The 16,030-nt window shown below is 72.4% G+C and carries 13 protein-coding genes; 11 read left to right on the top strand and 2 right to left on the bottom strand.

Annotated features, from left to right (window positions below; genetic code table 11):
* Window positions 1–42 precede the first annotated feature (42 nt).
* Genes ACLJQM_RS23960 through ACLJQM_RS23980 form a run of 5 tightly spaced genes read left to right on the top strand, consistent with a single transcriptional unit; the run spans window position 43 to window position 7,917 of the window.
* The gene (locus ACLJQM_RS23960) at window positions 43–1,494 is read left to right on the top strand and encodes a hypothetical protein (RefSeq protein WP_360773554.1); all 1,452 of its coding nucleotides are present in this window, start codon (window positions 43–45) and stop codon (window positions 1,492–1,494) included.
* Window positions 1,494–2,294, top strand: a complete 801-nt coding sequence (locus tag ACLJQM_RS23965; RefSeq protein WP_086860823.1) for a hypothetical protein — start codon at window positions 1,494–1,496, stop codon at window positions 2,292–2,294. Before ACLJQM_RS23960 ends, ACLJQM_RS23965 begins: the two co-directional genes overlap by 1 nt.
* 10 nt (window positions 2,295–2,304) lie before the next feature.
* Window positions 2,305–6,765: a hypothetical protein gene (locus ACLJQM_RS23970; protein ID WP_410632826.1), complete on the top strand. Its 4,461-nt coding sequence runs from the start codon at window positions 2,305–2,307 to the stop codon at window positions 6,763–6,765.
* Between the two features lie 37 nt (window positions 6,766–6,802).
* The gene (locus ACLJQM_RS23975) at window positions 6,803–7,594 is read left to right on the top strand and encodes a TIGR03620 family F420-dependent LLM class oxidoreductase (RefSeq protein WP_410632827.1); all 792 of its coding nucleotides are present in this window, start codon (window positions 6,803–6,805) and stop codon (window positions 7,592–7,594) included.
* Window positions 7,591–7,917, top strand: a complete 327-nt coding sequence (locus ACLJQM_RS23980; RefSeq protein WP_360773355.1) for an ArsR/SmtB family transcription factor — start codon at window positions 7,591–7,593, stop codon at window positions 7,915–7,917. The genes ACLJQM_RS23975 and ACLJQM_RS23980 overlap by 4 nt, the downstream gene beginning before the upstream one ends.
* On the opposite strand, the gene ACLJQM_RS23985 is transcribed toward ACLJQM_RS23980, so the two are convergent.
* Window positions 7,898–8,542, bottom strand: coding sequence for a LysE family translocator (locus ACLJQM_RS23985; protein WP_410632828.1), 645 nt, complete (start codon window positions 8,540–8,542; stop codon window positions 7,898–7,900). The genes ACLJQM_RS23980 and ACLJQM_RS23985 overlap by 20 nt on opposite strands.
* Before the next feature lie 72 nt (window positions 8,543–8,614).
* Here ACLJQM_RS23985 and ACLJQM_RS23990 point away from each other — a divergent pair, with 72 nt between their 5' ends.
* The 6 genes from ACLJQM_RS23990 to ACLJQM_RS24015 all read left to right on the top strand — a co-directional run bounded on the left by ACLJQM_RS23990 (window position 8,615) and on the right by ACLJQM_RS24015 (window position 14,529).
* Entirely contained in the window at window positions 8,615–9,793 is a 1,179-nt protein-coding gene (locus ACLJQM_RS23990) for a winged helix DNA-binding domain-containing protein (RefSeq protein ID WP_410632830.1), read from the top strand.
* A 919-nt stretch (window positions 9,794–10,712) separates the two neighbouring features.
* On the top strand, window positions 10,713–11,714 hold the full coding sequence (gene gap / locus ACLJQM_RS23995) for a type I glyceraldehyde-3-phosphate dehydrogenase (RefSeq protein WP_247011529.1): 1,002 nt from the start codon (window positions 10,713–10,715) through the stop codon (window positions 11,712–11,714).
* A 5-nt stretch (window positions 11,715–11,719) separates the two neighbouring features.
* Complete coding sequence (locus tag ACLJQM_RS24000) at window positions 11,720–12,934, top strand: phosphoglycerate kinase (protein WP_410632831.1); 1,215 nt, start codon at window positions 11,720–11,722, stop codon at window positions 12,932–12,934.
* Window positions 12,934–13,719: a triose-phosphate isomerase gene (gene tpiA, locus ACLJQM_RS24005; RefSeq protein WP_360773346.1), complete on the top strand. Its 786-nt coding sequence runs from the start codon at window positions 12,934–12,936 to the stop codon at window positions 13,717–13,719. The genes ACLJQM_RS24000 and tpiA overlap by 1 nt, the downstream gene beginning before the upstream one ends.
* Window positions 13,720–13,846: 127 nt before the next feature.
* Window positions 13,847–14,077 carry a preprotein translocase subunit SecG gene (gene secG / locus ACLJQM_RS24010; protein ID WP_003071471.1) on the top strand — a complete coding sequence of 77 codons (231 nt, stop codon included), beginning with the start codon at window positions 13,847–13,849 and terminating at the stop codon, window positions 14,075–14,077.
* 107 nt (window positions 14,078–14,184) lie between these two features.
* Window positions 14,185–14,529, top strand: coding sequence for an RNA polymerase-binding protein RbpA (locus ACLJQM_RS24015; protein WP_247011523.1), 345 nt, complete (start codon window positions 14,185–14,187; stop codon window positions 14,527–14,529).
* Window positions 14,530–14,711: 182 nt separating this feature from the next.
* On the opposite strand, the gene ACLJQM_RS24020 is transcribed toward ACLJQM_RS24015, so the two are convergent.
* Window positions 14,712–15,911 carry a sensor histidine kinase gene (locus tag ACLJQM_RS24020; RefSeq protein ID WP_247011520.1) on the bottom strand — a complete coding sequence of 400 codons (1,200 nt, stop codon included), beginning with the start codon at window positions 15,909–15,911 and terminating at the stop codon, window positions 14,712–14,714.
* Window positions 15,912–16,030: the final 119 nt, after the last annotated feature.

The following is a 16,030-nucleotide window of genomic DNA, read 5'->3' on the forward strand; positions in this document are numbered from 1 at the left end:
CGACTAGCCTGGCCTGCTGTGCGAGACGACGACCGGGCGGCGATGGGACTGGCCGACGAGGGGCTGACCCGTCGGCTCAAAGCGCTGGCCTGCACCGCGCCGCTGCACGACCTGGACGCGCGCAAGGCGAAGCTCGACTGGGCCGACGCCACGATCTACCAGATGGCGGAGATCGCGCTGCACACGATCGACCAGGTCACCATCGCGATGGACTTCGACACCGGCGCAGGCCACGACGAGGTCATCGACCGGCTGCTGCCCTTCATCGCGCAGCAGGCGCCGTCGCGGATGCCCGAAGAGCACGTCCGGGTGGCCAAGTGGGTGCTCGACAACCTGATCAACGTCGGCACCACCGAGCGCGGCTTCCGGCGCGTCTACGGCTCGATGGGCCCGGGCGGCTACCAGCGCCGCCAGTTCGACTTCAAGCTGCTCGTCGAGCTGGCCGCCCGCGACGGCGAGGTCTACCTGCGCGCCACCGACGAGGCCATCAACGTTCTCGTCGGCGCCCTCGACACCGACGTCGAGTCCGCGCAGATCGCCGCCGAGGTCAAGCTCGAGAACCTCATCAACCGCGGCCGGCTGGCCGACGCGAAGCTGGCCGCCGAGCAGGCCCGCTACCGGACCGTCCAGTACGGCGAGACCCTGCGCGCGAAGCTCGACGCGACCCGCCGCGACGTCCGGTCGGTCGACTGGGAGCGCGAGGTCCCGGAGCTGCTCGACAGCGCGCTGAGCCACATCGAAGCCCGGTTCCGCGCCGAGAACGCCATCCTCAAGAACATCACCACCGCCCGCGACGAGACCGAGGACCTCGACCGCAAGCGCCGCGCCGCCGAGCTCGTCGACATCGTCGGCGACTGCATCCGCCGCCACACGCGCCTGCAGTCCCGCCTCGCCGACGCGGGCGCGGTGTTCCGCGCCGAACAGGACCGCCAGCAGTTCTCCGGCCCGCCGCAGCGCGCCACCCTCGACCTCTTCGGCCAGCTCCTGGTGCCCACCCTCGGCCTGCCGCTGGCCGACGCCGTCGCCCCCGCCGAGCACTTCTTCCACGCCGTCGCCGGGATCACCCCGCCGGTCGTACCGTCGCTGTCGTCGCTGGTCTCGCTGCTGCTGCGGCCCGCGCCCGAGCGCGACCAGCTGATCGGCGAGGTCCCCGAGCCCGAGCTCATGCCCGCCGACCTCACCGACAAGTTCGGCGACGACGTCTGGCGCGCCGCCGACGAGCTCCTCGACCTGCCCGAAGTGCCGCGCCGGCTGTCCGGGCTGCTCGAAGAGGCCCGCCGCGGCCGCCAGCCCGGGCTCGCCGCCCTGGTCGCGCTGCGCGCCGTGCACGCATACAGTCCCGGGGTCGGCGCGGCCCGCCGCCAGGGGGACCGCACGGTGCTGCTCGCCGTCGACGACGGCACCCTGCTCGACGACCCGGACTTCGGCGGCGCCGACCTGCTCCTGTCCACCGCCGCCGTAGAGCGGGCCGACGAAGAAGAGGAAGTCGCGTAATGGCGCTGTCCCACAGCAGCGTGGACGCCGAAGCCGCGGCCCGGCTGGTCGCCTTCGGCATGCGGCCGAAGCAGCTGCCCGCGCGTGACGTCGTCTACGGCGACCTCGTGCGCCGCTACGGCGAGGACAACGCGTTCAAGGCGCTCACCCACGCCGTCGCCGCCGGGCTCGGCCTGATGGTGCTGGAGGTCAACCAGCAGGCGGGCGCGGTCCTCGCGGCCACCGACGAGTCCGTCTTCGAGATCAAGATGGACTCCTACGCCCGCCAGGCCAAGATCCGCGAGCGCCGCGAGACCGAGAAGGTGCTGCACGGCCTGATCCACCTCGCCACCGCGGCGCTGGGCTACCCGCGGCCCGACGACCTCGCCAACGACACCTACATCGGCCGCGTGAGCGTCGAGCAGGTCGACGCGATGGTCCGCGAAGCCGCCCGCATGCTCGACGAACGCGCCGCGGCGGCCGAGGCCAACAACGACCCGCTGGCCGACGCGCCCGAGCTGGAACAGGCGTGGCGCGCCTACGCCCGCCGCCCGGCCGCGGCCGCCACCAAGGACGGGCGCCTGGCCGCCGACACCACCCGCGGCATGGTCAGCCGCGCCCTGCGCTTCCTCGCCGACCAGGGCTTCCTGGTCCCGGTGAGCGACGAGCAGGGCGGCACCTACCGGACCACGCCGCGCTACCAGATCCAGGTCCGCGAACTCGCCGCGGACGCCGCCTTCGACGACTTGCTCGCGCTCGACGTCGTCGCGGTCGCGAACGCCGGGGGCACGCTGCGCGCGGCGTCTTCGGACACGCTGTAGAGGGGAATCGATGTACGAGCTTTCGCGGGTCCGCCTGCATTCGGTGGGCCCGGCGGGTGCCCGCTACCAGGACGTCGTGCTCGACTTCAGCGGCGTCGGCGCCAAGATCACCGCGCCGCAGCAGGACGCGCTGTTCAGCGCGGGCATCCACGCGACCGGGCCGGCCGAGCTGCGCCGCCCGTCGCCGGCGAGCGTGCTGTTCCTGGAGAACGGCGGCGGCAAGTCCGTCCTCATCAAGCTGATCTTCTCGGTGATGCTGCCCGGGCGCCGCCAGGTCGTCGGCACCACGAGCACGAAGGTGCTCGAGAAGTTCGTCGCCGCCAAGGACGTTTCGCACGTCGTGCTGGAGTGGCTGCACGTCGAGAGCGGGCACCGGATCATCACCGGCAAGGTCTCCGAATGGCGCGGGCACGTCGTGTCCGCCGACTCCGAGAACCTCGTCGACTCCTGGTACTGCTTCCGCCCGACGCCGGCGCTGGGCCTGGACTCGCTGCCGATGACGCAGGAGGGCCGGCTGCTCACCATGTCCGGCTTCCACGACAAGCTCACCGCCGCGCAGCTGGCCGAGCCCGAGCTGGAACTGTCCTGGACCCGCCGCCACCACGAGTGGACCGGCCGCCTGGACGGCCTCGGCCTCGACACCGAGCTGTTCCGCTACCAGCGCGCGATGAACGCCGGCGAAGGCGAAGCGGCGGACGCGTTCGCCTTCGGCACCGACGACGCGTTCGTCGAGTTCCTGTTGCGCGCGGTCGTTTCCGAGGACGAGCCGAAGGACCTCGCCGAGGTCGTCGCCACCTACTCGCACAACCTGGCGCAACGCGGGGATCTGCTGTCCGAGCGGGACTTCGTGGCGGGCGCCCTGGAGCTGCTGGGGCCGCTGGCCGCCGAAGAGGGCGTCGCCGCGGAGTCGCGGAAGATCGCCGCTTCGGCGAAGGCGGACATGGCCGAGCTGGCCGGGCGCGTCGTCGCGCGCAACGAACTCGAGAACGCGCGGCTGTCCGGGCTCGAAGACCACGTCACCGAGGTCAAGTCCGCGGAGAAGCTCGCCGAGGGCGACCACCGGCGGCTCGCTGCCGCCGTCACGGAACTGCGCCGCCTGGTCGCCGTGCTGCGCCTGGACGAGGCCCAGGAGGTCCGCAAGCGCGCCGACGCCGAGCTGGCCGCGGCGAAGACCGAGGCGGAGGCCTGGCGCGAGACCGCGACCGTGCTCAACCAGCTGAACGCGGCCCGCAAGGCGAAGGACCTGCGCGAGCTCGTCGGCAACCGGGAAGAGAAGGCGCGCCCGGCGCTGCGGGCGCGCAACGACGCCGCTTCGGCGCTCGCGCGCGGGTTGCACGCGCTGGCACAGGACGCCCAGCGCCAGGCGGACAAGGCCGAGGCGCACGCGGGCGCGTTGCGCGCCGAAGCCGAGAAGGCCCAGACCGAACGCGACGAAGCCGCCAACCTCGCGGCCGCCCGCCGGGCCGAGGCACGCGGGCTGACCACGCGGATCACGGAGCTGCGCGAAGAGGTCCAGAACGCCGTCCGCGCCGGGCTGCTGCCCTCGGGCGCCGACGTCGCCGAGGCTTCGCGGACCGCTCGGTCGGCGGCCGAGCAGGCCACTGCGGAGCTGACCCGGCGCGAACAGGAACTCGACCGCGTCGCGGCCGACCTCCAGGCGTCGCAACGGGCCGTCAACGAGGCCCACCAGCTCGCGGGCACCACCCAGGACCGCTTCGAGCGGGCCACCGAGGACCTCGACCGGGCGCACCGCCGCACGGACGCTCTGGCTGCCGAGGGCCGACTGGTCGAGCTGCTCGGCGCGGACGACGTCGCCCTCGAAAGCGACCTGCCGGTGCTGCTGGAGCGGCTGCGCGAGGCGAGCGCGGCCGTCGAGAAGGAGCAGACCGCGCTGCGGATGGAGGAGTCCGCCGACGAGCGCGCGCTGTCCGCGCTGGGGTCGGGCGGGCTGCTGCCGCCGCCGGAAGACGTCCAAGCCGCCCTCGACGCCTTGGAAGAAGCGGGGATCACGGCGTGGTCCGGCTGGCGCTACCTGTCCAAACTGGACGCCGGGCGCCGCGCCGAGGTGCTGGAGACCCTGCCGCAGCTGGTTTCGGGTGTCCTGCTCAACGACGCCGCGCACGTGGACCGCGCTCGCGAGGTGCTCACGAAGCGGCGGCTGCTGCCGTCCGCGACGATCGCCGTCGGCACCACGGACGCGGTGCAAGCCGCCGCGCCCGCCGCGTCCGGCGTCGAGTTCCTCGTGCCGCCGAACCCCGCGATGTACGACGAAGAAGCCGCCGACGCCGAGCGCGAAGCCGTGGCGCGCCGGCACACCGAACGGCAGCGGCGGCTGGAAGCGCTGTCCGCCAAGCTGTCCGCGGACGGCGCGCTGACCTGGAAGCTCACCACCTGGCGCGAGGACTACCCGCCCGGCGCCGTCGCGACGCTGGCCGAGCAGGCGCAGGCGGCCCGGTCCGCCCGGGAGACCGCGCGCACCGCGCTGGAGCAGGCGGACGCGGAATTCGCGCGGCTGAGCGAAAAAGCGGCGTCGCTGCGGGAACGCGTCCCCGAGCTGCGGGCGGCCGCGGCCGAGGCGGAGGAACGGGCCCGGCGGCTGGGCGAGCTGGGCGCCCGCAGCGCCCGCATCGCGGAGTGGACCGAAGACGTCGAGCGCGCGACCGAGATCGCCGAGCGCGCCGACCTCCAGGCCTCCGACGCGGCGGGCAAGGCCGCGCGGCTGCGCGAGCAGGCGGGGGAGGAGCAGCGCACCGCCGACGGGCACCGCCGCACCGCGACCACCGCGCGGGCGGAGCTGGCCGAGGTGCCGGGCGCGGCCGAAGCGGCGGACGGCCCGGTGCCGTCCGAGCCGGTCGACGCGCTGCGCCGGACCTACCTGTCGGCGTCCGAGTCGTACGCGAAGGTCGAGGTCGGCAGCGACCTGCGGGCCGAGCTGGAGCAGGCCGAATCCGCGGAAGCGGCCGCGGGCTCGGCGGTCGAGTCGCTCGACGCGGCCGTCCGGGCGCGCGCGGCGGAACTGCTGGAGACGCCCGACGGCTCCGACGCCTCGGCCCGCGCGGCCGCACTGGCACGCGCCCGCCGCGTCGTCGACGGGTGCGAGGACGAGCGCACCGAAGCCATCGGGCTCGTCTCGACGCGGCGCGCGGAGCTGGACTCGCTGCCGGCGCAGACCGGCGCCACGGGGGAGAAGCCCCGCGACATCGAGCACGGCCTGGAGCTGATCGACGCGGCCGGGCTGGAGGCGTCCGCGGCGGCCCGCAAGTGGGAAGAGCTGCAGGAACGCCGGGCCGCGGCGGAAGCGACGCTGGAATCGGCGAAGAATTCGGCGTCCGGCTTCTCGCTGCTCGCGGAGTCGATGGCGCACCTGGTCACCGACATCGACGCGGCCGCTTACGACGGCGACGTCGAGACCGCGCGCGCCCAGCACACCCGGCTGAACGCCACGTTCACCGACGCCCAGGAAGCCGCCGACGCGGGCGACCGGCGGGTGCGCGCGGCCGCCGACCAGCTCGCGCAGTACGCGACGGAGAAGCGGTTCGAGAAGCTGAGCACGCCGGTGCGCCAGCAGGTCATCTCGGTCAAGCGCGACCAGCTCCCGGCGCACGCGGCCGAGTGGGCCGAGGCGCTGCGGCCGCGGCTGCGGTCGCTCACCGACGACCTCGCGCAGATCGACCGGCACCGCGGCGGCATCATCACGCGCCTGCAGGGCATGGTCGACGGCGCGCTCCGGACGTTGCGCTCGGCCCAGCGCGTCTCGCGGCTGCCCGACGGCCTCGGCGACTGGTCCGGGCAGGAGTTCCTGCGCATCCGGTTCACCGAACTGGAGGACAACGCACTCACCGAGAAGCTCGGCGAGGTCGTCGACGAGGCCGCCGTCGGCAAGACCGCGGACGGCCGCGACGTCAAGCGCGACGGGCTTTCCCTGGTGCTGCGCGGGGTCCGGGCCGCGGCGCCCAAGGGCTTCCGCGTCGACATGCTCAAGCCGGACTCGGTGCTGCGGACCGAACGCCAGCGCGTCTCGGAGATCCGAGACGTCTTCTCCGGCGGCCAGCAGCTGACCGCGGCGATCATCCTGTACTGCACCCTGGCGGCGTTGCGCGCGAACAACCGCGGCAAGGCCCGCAACCGCCACTCGGGCGTGCTGTTCCTGGACAACCCGATCGGCCGCGCGTCCGCCGGGTACCTCCTGGAACTGCAGCGGGCGGTGGCCGAAGCGCTGGGCGTCCAGCTGATCTACACGACGGGCCTGTTCGACGCGGGCGCGCTGTCGGAGTTCCCGCTGATCGTGCGGCTGCGCAACGACGCCGACCTGCGCGCGGGCCGGAAGTACCTGTCGGTGGACTCGACGGTCCGGACTTCCCTGGACGACCTGGGCGACCCGGACGGCGTCGCGCGGCTCTCGGCGACGCGGATGTTCACGCGGCCGGCCGAGGCCGCCGAGGATTCCGCCGACGACGAACAGAGCGCGTGACGGGAACATCCCGCGGCGCCCGGTGGTTCCCCCGCGCATGACGAAGCTGGGGCCGCTGGGGGCCACCCACACCGCACTGGACACCGACGCCGCCGTGGCGACCGCGGCCGAGCTGGAGGAACTGGGCTACGCCACGCTGTGGCTGGCCGGCGGGCAGGGCAACAACCTGCCGCGCATCGCCGGGGTCGTCCGCGGGACTTCGCGGGTCCAGGTGGCGAGCGGGATCCTGTCGGTCGACCGCGTCCCGGCCGCCGCGGTGGCCTCGGCGTACGCGGACCTGCCCGCCGGCCGGTTCGTCGTCGGCCTCGGCGGGGCGCACGGAGCGCGTCCGCTGGCGGCGCTGAACGACTACCTCGACGAGATCGAGGACGTCGTGCCGCCGTCCGCGCGGATCCTTTCGGCGCTCGGGCCGCGGATGCTCGGCCTGGCGCGAGACCGCGCTTCGGGCGCGTACCCGTACCTGGTGACGACGGACTACGTCGCTTCGGCGCGGGAGATCCTCGGCGCGGGCCCGCAGCTGTCGGTGCTGCTGAACGTGGTGGCGGAGACCGACGTCGCCGCCGTGCGCGAGACCGTCCGGGGCGGGTCGCTGAAGTTCCTGGCCGGGATGCCGGGCTACGCGGCCAACCTCCGGCGGATGGGGTTCTCCGACACCGATATCTCGGAGCTGTCGGACCGGCTGGTCGACGGCATCACCGTGTGGGGCGACTTCGACGCCGTCGTGGCGCGGCTGCGGGAGTTCCGGGCCGCGGGGGCGGACCAGGTCGTCGTCCCGCTCGACGGCCTGCCGCGGGAGTGGTGGCCGGGCCTGGCGGAGGCGATCCGGTGAGCACGGCCCGGGCCCGGGGGCTCTCGCACGCGCCCCCGGCGGAGGTTTCGCTGCAGGAGGCGCTGGCCGCGGTCGCCGATCCGGTGCGCCGCAGCATCCTGCGCGAGCTGGCGGCCGTGCCGGAGTGGACGAAGGCGTGCGGCACGTTCGACCTGCCGGTGGCGAAGGCGACCCGCAGCCACCACTTCGCGGTGCTGCGCGCGGCGGGCCTGATCGAGCAGCGCGACGACGGGCCGCGGCGGCTGAACCGCTTGCGGCGTCCCGAATTCGACGCGGCCTTCCCGGGGTTGCTGGACTTGGTGCTCAGTCACCCCGGCCGGTGAACGCCAGCCCGGTGCCGAGACCGATCATGACGAGGCCGCCGGTGCCGCCGACGGCCTCCAGCCGCCGCGGCGAGCGGGCGAACCAGGCGCGCGCGGTGCCGGCGACCAGCGCCCACGCGCTGTCGGTGGCCAGCGCGATCGCCGGCAGGCAGAGCCCGAGGACCAGCATCTGCGCGGGCACGTACCCGGCCGCGGGGTCGACGAACTGGGGGAGCAGCGCCGCCAGGAACACGATCGACTTCGGGTTCGCGAAGCCGACGACGAAGCCGTCGCGCAGGACGGTGAGGACGCGCCCGGGGGTGGCGCGCACCTTCGCGGCCATCGCGTCGGACAGCTTGCGGCGGTGCCGGACGGCCTGGATCCCCAGGTAGACGAGGTAGACCGCACCGGCGATCTTGATCCCGGTGAAGACCGCGGCGGACGTCGTCACGAGCGCGCCGAGCCCGAACGCGACGGCGACGACCTGCGTGTACACGCCCACGGAGTTGCCCAGGACGGTCAGCAGCGCGTCGCGGCGCCCGACGGTGAGCGCGCGGCTGATGGTGAACAGCACGCTCGGCCCGGGGACCACGACCATGAGGAACGTCAGCGCGGCGAACGCCGCCAAGTGCGCACCGGAGACCATGGCGCGAGGCTATCCCCCTGGTCGTGGGGGTGACCAGACGTTTTTGTCGGTGCGCGCTGGTAGGAAGAGCGGGTGCCTCCGAAGATCAGCACCGAACAGCGCCGGGCCCGCCTGGGGACCCGCCACCACCTCGCCACGCCCGCCCCCACGGTGGCGGAGGCGGTGACGGGGATCGTCGCCCTGCACGCGACCGACCCGGCGACCGTCCACCTGTCGGCGTGCGCGAGGCTCGCGTCCCCGGCGATTTCCCTGGTGGAGCAGGCGTTGTACACCGACCGGACGCTGCTGCGGCTGCTCGGCATGCGCCGCACGGTGTTCGTGACGGACCTCGAGACGGCGGCGCTCGTGCAGGCCGCGTGCACCGCGGACATCGAGGTCAAGCAGCGGAAGTTGTTGGAGCAGCACCTCGGGCAGCAGGGCCACCCGGAAAACGTGCCGGAGCCGGGGAAGTGGCTGGCTTCGGTCGAGGCTTCGGTGGAGGAGGCACTGCGCGCGCGTGGCTCGGCGACGGCGCAGCAGCTGAGCGAGGACGAGCCCCGGCTGCGCCAGCAGCTGCTGATGGCGGCGGGCAAGCCGTACGAAGCGATCGGCAACGTGACGAGCCGCGTGTTGTTCCTGCTGGCAGCGGCCGGCCGCATCGTGCGCGGGCGGCCGCGGGGGAGCTGGATCAGCACGCAGTACGTCTGGCACCCGATGGATTCCTGGGCGCCCGGGCTGCGCGCGTGGGACGCGGAGGAGGCGCGCACCGAGCTGGCCCGCCGCTGGCTGCAGGCGTACGGCCCGGCCCCGATCACCGACCTGAGGTGGTGGACGGGCTGGACGGCGGGGCAGACGAAGAAGGCACTGGCCGGGTTGTCGCCGGTGGAGGTGGACCTCGAGGGAGCCACGGGGATCGCGCTGCCGGACGACCTGGAGCCGGTGCCTTCGCCGCCACCGTGGGTGGCGTTCTTGCCGGCCCTGGACCCGACGCCGATGGGCTGGCAGGAGCGGGACTGGTTCCTGGGCCCGCACCGAGCGGCACTGTTCGACCGCAGCGGCAACATCGGCCCGACGATCTGGTCTTCGGGCCGGGTCGTGGGCGGATGGGCCCAGCGCCCGTCGGGGGAGATCGCGTACCGGTTGCTGGAGGACGTGGGAGGAGAAGTGACGGCGGCGGTCGAGGCGGAGGCGGCGCACTGTGAGGGATGGTTCGGCGAGGTCCGGACGGTGCCCCGGTTCCGGACACCGCTGGAACGGGAGCTGTCGGCATAGCGCGGCGGGCTGGTGCCCGCGCTCGCCACCACCCCGTGCGCCCGCTGGGGCTGGTGCCCGCGGCTTGGTCGACTTCCGCTGGCCGGCACCTCGTGCGGCTGTTGGGGTTGGTGCCCGCGCTTGCGGCTTTGGTTGGCTCCCGCTGGCCACCACGCCGAGCGGCTGTTGGGGTTGGTGCCCGCGCTCGCCACCCGGGGCCCGCCACCACACCGTGCGCCCGCTGGGGCTGGTGCCTGCGCTAGCGGCTTGGTCGGCTCCTGTTGGTCGCCACCTCGTGCGGCTCTTGGGCCTGGTGCTGGCGCTCGCCGCTCGGCCGGCGCCTGCCATCCGTGGTGCCCGTCGCGGGTTGCCTCGCAATCGGCTACCCGCCCAGGCGCTCTGGCGGCTGCCGCGCAATCTGCCGGGGCCCCGCCCCTCATCACCGCGGGCGCCTGGCCAACCGCCGCGAATGCCCCCCCCACGAAGACAAGCGGGTCCCACCCGTCGCGGCGAAAGCCGCCCAGCCGGGTGCACCCGCCCCGGTAGCCGTCGCTGGATCGGTCGAGCCGCCGACCTCACACACCCCGCCGAGCCCGCCTCACCCGGCTCGAAAACACCCCTCGCGACCCACCACGAGCTGAATCGTTACAGCCCCCAAAACCACCTCACCGCCAACCCTCGTCCGACCGGAGCCGCACCCCGCACTCCCAGCCGGAACCGGTCCCGCGCCCCGGACCGCCCACCCTCACCGGTCCGCCGTGGTCCGCCCCGCCGGAGTCCAGCAAAATCACCAGCCTTCTTAATCGATTCTTGACCCGTTCGCCAAGTGGTGGAAGTCTCGTCAGGGCAGTCAGGGACGCGCATGCCCGCACGCTAGGGTTGCCGCGAGCCCGCAAGTCACGGCCGGGACTCCCGGCCGATCCTCAGAGGAGTGGCAGCAGTGACCGTTCGCGTAGGTGTCAACGGCTTCGGCCGCATCGGCCGCAACTTCTTCCGCGCCGTGCAGGCCAGCGGCCACGACATCGAGGTCGTCGCCTTCAACGACCTCGGCGACGTCGCCACCATGGCCCACCTGCTGAAGTACGACTCCATCCTGGGCCGGTTCCCGGGTGAGGTCAGCGTCAGCGACGAGGGCATCGTCGTGGACGGCAAGACCATCAAGGCCCTCGCCGAGCGCGACCCGGCCAACCTGCCCTGGGGCGACCTGGGCGTGGACGTCGTGGTCGAGTCGACCGGCTTCTTCACCAACGCCGACGCCGCCAAGGCGCACATCGCCGGTGGTGCCAAGAAGGTCATCATCTCCGCGCCCGCCAAGGGCGAGGACCTGACCGTCGTCCTCGGCGTCAACGACGAGAAGTACGACGGCTCGCAGAACATCATCTCCAACGCCTCGTGCACCACCAACTGCCTCGGCCCGCTGGCCAAGGTCCTCAACGACGCCTTCGGCATCGAGCAGGGCCTGATGACCACGATCCACGCGTACACGCAGGACCAGAACCTGCAGGACGGCCCGCACAAGGACCTCCGCCGCGCCCGCGCCGCCGCCCTGAACGTCGTCCCGGCCTCGACCGGTGCCGCCAAGGCGATCGGCCTCGTGCTGCCGGAGCTGCTCGGCAAGCTGGACGGCTACGCGCTGCGCGTCCCGGTGCCGACAGGCTCGGCGACCGACCTCACGGTGACCCTGAAGAAGGCCGCCACCGTCGAGGAGATCAACGCCGCCTACAAGGCCGCCGCCGAGGGCCCCCTCGCCGGCATCCTGCGCTACTCGGTCGACCCGATCGTGTCCTCGGACATCGTCACCGACCCGGCGTCCTGCATCTACGACTCGCCGCTGACCAAGGTCATCGGCAACCAGGTCAAGGTCGTCGGCTGGTACGACAACGAGTGGGGCTACTCCAACCGCCTCGCGGACCTGATCAAGCTCGTCGGCTCGAAGCTCTGAGCCGGATGACCGTCAAGAACCTCGACGACCTGCTGGGCGAGGGCGTTCAGGGCCGGTACGTACTCGTGCGGTCCGACCTGAACGTCCCGCTCGACGGGTCCCGCATCACCGACGACGGCCGGGTCCGCGCCGCGCTGCCGACGATCGAGAAGCTCGCCGACGCCGGCGCGAAGGTCGTCGTCACCGCACACCTCGGCCGCCCCAAGGGCGAGCCGGACGCGAAGTACACCCTCGCGCCCGTCGCCCAGCGGCTTTCCGAGCTGCTCGGTGCCGAGGTCGCGCTGGCCGGTGACCTGGTCGGCGAGTCCGCGAAGGCGCTGACCGGCGGCCTGGCCGACGGCGGCGTCGTCCTGCTGGAGAACGTGCGCTTCGACGCGCGCGAGACCAGCAAGGACGCCGTGGACCGCTCCGAGCTGGCCGCCGAGCTGGGCGCGCTCGTGCCCGGTGGCGCGTTCGTCTCCGACGGCTTCGGCGTCGTGCACCGCAAGCAGGCCTCGGTCTACGAGGTCGCCTCGGTGCTCCCGGCGTACGCGGGCGGCCTCGTGCTGGCCGAGCTGGACGTGCTGAAGAAGCTGACCGACGACGTGCAGCGGCCCTACGTGGTCGTGCTCGGCGGCGCGAAGGTGTCCGACAAGCTCGGCGTCATCGCGAACCTGCTGACCAAGGTCGACCGGCTGCTCATCGGCGGCGGCATGGCGTACACCTTCCTCAAGGCCCAGGGCCACGAGGTCGGCCAGTCGCTGCTGCAGGCCGACCAGCTCGACCAGGTGAAGGGCTTCCTCGCCGAGGCCGAAAAGCGCGGCGTCGAACTGGTCCTGCCGGTCGACGTGCTCGCCGCGACGGAGTTCTCGGCCGACGCCGAGCACGAGGTCGTCGCGGCCACCGCCATCCCGGCCGACCGCCAGGGCCTCGACATCGGCCCGGCGAGCCGGGAGCTGTTCGCCGGCAAGCTGGCCGACGCCAAGACCGTGTTCTGGAACGGCCCGATGGGCGTGTTCGAGTTCGAGGCGTTCTCGGGCGGCACCCGTGCCGTCGCGGAAGCCCTCGTGAAGAGCGACGCGTTCACCGTGGTCGGCGGCGGCGACTCGGCCGCCGCGGTGCGGCAGCTGGGCCTGCCCGAAGACGGCTTCTCGCACATCTCCACCGGCGGCGGTGCCTCGCTGGAGTACCTCGAGGGCAAGGAACTGCCGGGCGTCGTGGCCCTGGAGGAGAAGAACTAGTGGCACGCAAGCCGTTCATCGCCGGCAACTGGAAGATGAACCAGAACCACCTCGAGGCGATCGCGCTCGTCCAGAAGATCGCCTTCGCGCTACCGGAGAAGTACTACGCGAAGGTCGACGTGGCGGTGCTGCCGCCGTTCACCGACATCCGCAGCGTGCAGACCCTGGTCGACGGCGACAAGCTCTCGCTGACCTACGGCGCGCAGGACATCGCGCCGCAGGACTCGGGTGCCTACACCGGTGACATCTCGGGCCTGATGCTGGCGAAGCTGGGCTGCAAGTTCGTCGCGGTCGGGCACTCGGAGCGGCGCGAATACCACGCCGAGACCGACGAGCTGGTCAACAAGAAGGTCAAGGCCGCGCTCAAGCACGGCATCACGCCGATCCTCTGCATCGGGGAGAAGCTCGAGGTCCGCGAGGCCGGCGAGCACATCCACCACACCACGACGCAGCTGATCGAGGGCCTGAAGGGCCTCAAGGCCGAGCAGGTCTCCGGCGTGGTCGTCGCGTACGAGCCGGTCTGGGCGATCGGCACCGGCAAGGTCGCGTCGTCGGCCGACGCCGAAGAGGTCTGCAAAGCCATCCGGGGGACCCTCCAGGAGAAGTACGGCGACGACGTCGCTTCGTCCGTCCGGGTGCTCTACGGGGGATCGGTGAAGTCGGGCAACATCAGCGAGCTGGTGGGCTGCGAGAACATCGACGGTGCCCTGGTCGGCGGAGCGAGCCTCGACGGTGAGGAGTTCACGAAACTCTGCGCACTCGCCGCGGGCGGGCCGCTGCCCTGATCGAGGCCACGACCGGGTAACCTGTGTATCCGGTCCGTCACACAGCAGTGGACGAGTCCAGGGGTACGGTTGAGGTCGGAAACGACCATGCCGTACCCCTGCATTCTCCTAGAGCCCAGAGGATGACATGAAGCTGTTCCTGCAAATCCTGTTGATCGTCTCCAGCGTCCTGCTGGTGGTCGCTGTGCTGCTGCACCGCGGCCGGGGCGGTGGCCTGTCGTCGCTGTTCGGCGGCGGGATGCAGTCGAGCCTGGCCGGGTCGAGCGTGGCCGAGAAGAACCTCGACCGGATCACCCTGCTGCTGGGCGCGGTCTGGCTGATCAGCATCGTGGGCTTGGGTCTGCTGCTCAAGGTGTGACGCGTCCGGCGTCTCGCCGCCGCGATCGCGACCGGATCCGACGGCGGAACGCGCGATTCGGCGTGCCTATAGGGGGGCGCGCCGCCGATTCCTAGGTGTGAGGATTCATGGTTGGCGGTAACGCGATTCGGGGCACCAGGGTGGGTGCCGGTCCTACGGGCGAATCGGAACGGGGTGAATCGGCGCCACGGCGCCGGGTAGGTTATTGGTGCGCCAACGGCCACGAGGCCCGGCCGTCGTTCGCGCTCGACGCGGAGATCCCGGACGAGTGGGACTGCCCGCGCTGCGGGCTTCCGGGCGGGCAGGACGAAAAGAACCCACCGGCCGCCCCACGGACCGAGCCCTACAAGACGCACCTGGCCTACGTCAAGGAGCGCCGCAGCGACTCCGACGGCGAGGCCATCCTGGCGGAGGCGCTCGAGCGCCTGCGCAAGCGCCGGGAAATCCTCTAAGCGGTTCGGGCTCAAGACCACCCCGGGACTCCTCGGGGTGGTTTTTCGCGCGCCCGCACCTGAGCAGCCCCCGATTTCCACGCTACCGGGGAGCACCGACAGTTCCGGGCGCCGATTCGTACGCGACCGGAACTGTCGGCCCCCACGGCTAGCCTGGAAATCGGGGGCTGCTCAGCGCGGTGTCAGCGGTCCAGCGGGTACCGGGCCCGCACCCGGAAGCCGCCGTCCTTCGACTTCGACGTCTCGAAGCTCCCGCCCAGCAGGCGGGCCCGCTCGGCGAGCCCGGTCAGGCCGTGGCCGCCCGAGGGGAGTGATTCGCCGGGGCGGCTCGCCCGCTCGTTGCGGACCTCGATCTTGAGCGCGCCGTGCTCTCCTTGGATGCGGATGGTCGCCGTCGCGCCCGGGGCGTGCTTGTGGACGTTCGTCAAGCACTCCTGGACGGTCCGGTAGGCCGCCGCCGAGACCTGGTTCGGCAGGGCTTCCGGCAGGTGCTCCACGGACAGGTGCACCGGGACCTCCGACGTCCGGATCAGCCGGTCGAGGTCGTTGATCCCCGGACGCGGGCCGTCGTCGTCGGCGCCCGCGCGCAGCACGCTCAGCAGGGACCGCAGCTCCTCCAGCGTCCGCTTCGACAGCGTCCGGATGACCTGCGCGGTCTCCTGCGCCCGGTCGTCGGTGGTCTGGGCCTGCAGCGCGCCGGCCTGCATCGCGATCAGCGTGATCTGGTGGGACACGACGTCGTGCATCTCGCGGGCCAGCCGGGCGCGCTCTTCGGCGCGGACGGCGTCGGCGTGGAAGCGGCGCTCGCGGTCGCGGCTCGTGGCCAGCTCGGCGAGCTTGTTCGCGACCTCGGCCCGCGCCCCGATGAGGAGGCCGATCGCGATCGGCATGCCCGCGACGAGCACGCCGTAGATGCCGTCGAGGATGTGCTCGCGCCAGCTGAGCTCGGCGAAGTCCTCCAGCGGCCACTGCACGAACCGGCAGATCCACACCAGCGCGGCGCCGACCCAGACCTGCCAGTGCAACTGGCGGCGGGTGGCGAGCATGCCGAGCGTGATCATCGACGCCAGCTGCGCCCACCCGGCCAGGAAGCCGGGTACGGCGACGAGCACGGCGAGGAACGGGAACTTCCGCCGGAACACCACCGCGAGGCAGGCCGCGCCGGAGAGCCAGATCGAATAGGGCTGGGCCTTCTCGGGGATCACCAGCCAGACGTCGAGCACCGCCAGGATGACGGCGGCCGCCTCGATGGCGAACGTGACGACGGCGGGCCGGGGGACCGAGCCGAACACGCTCAGCCCCCGCTTCCGCACCCGCTCGGCGGCCGACGGCCCCGAGCTCGCGATCGAGATGCCTGGAATCGAGAGTCCCTCTGTACTCATCGCTGGCGACCCCATTCGTCTTGTGGACTTGATGGTGAGAGGTGCTCAGGGCCCGATCGGGACGCGCAGCAACGGACAAATGTGCGGATGCTAACGAGGTCACGTACGAAGACGGTAAG

It is taken from the genome of Amycolatopsis sp. cmx-4-83, from assembly GCF_046548815.1.
GTDB classification, from domain to species: domain Bacteria; phylum Actinomycetota; class Actinomycetes; order Mycobacteriales; family Pseudonocardiaceae; genus Amycolatopsis; species Amycolatopsis pretoriensis_A.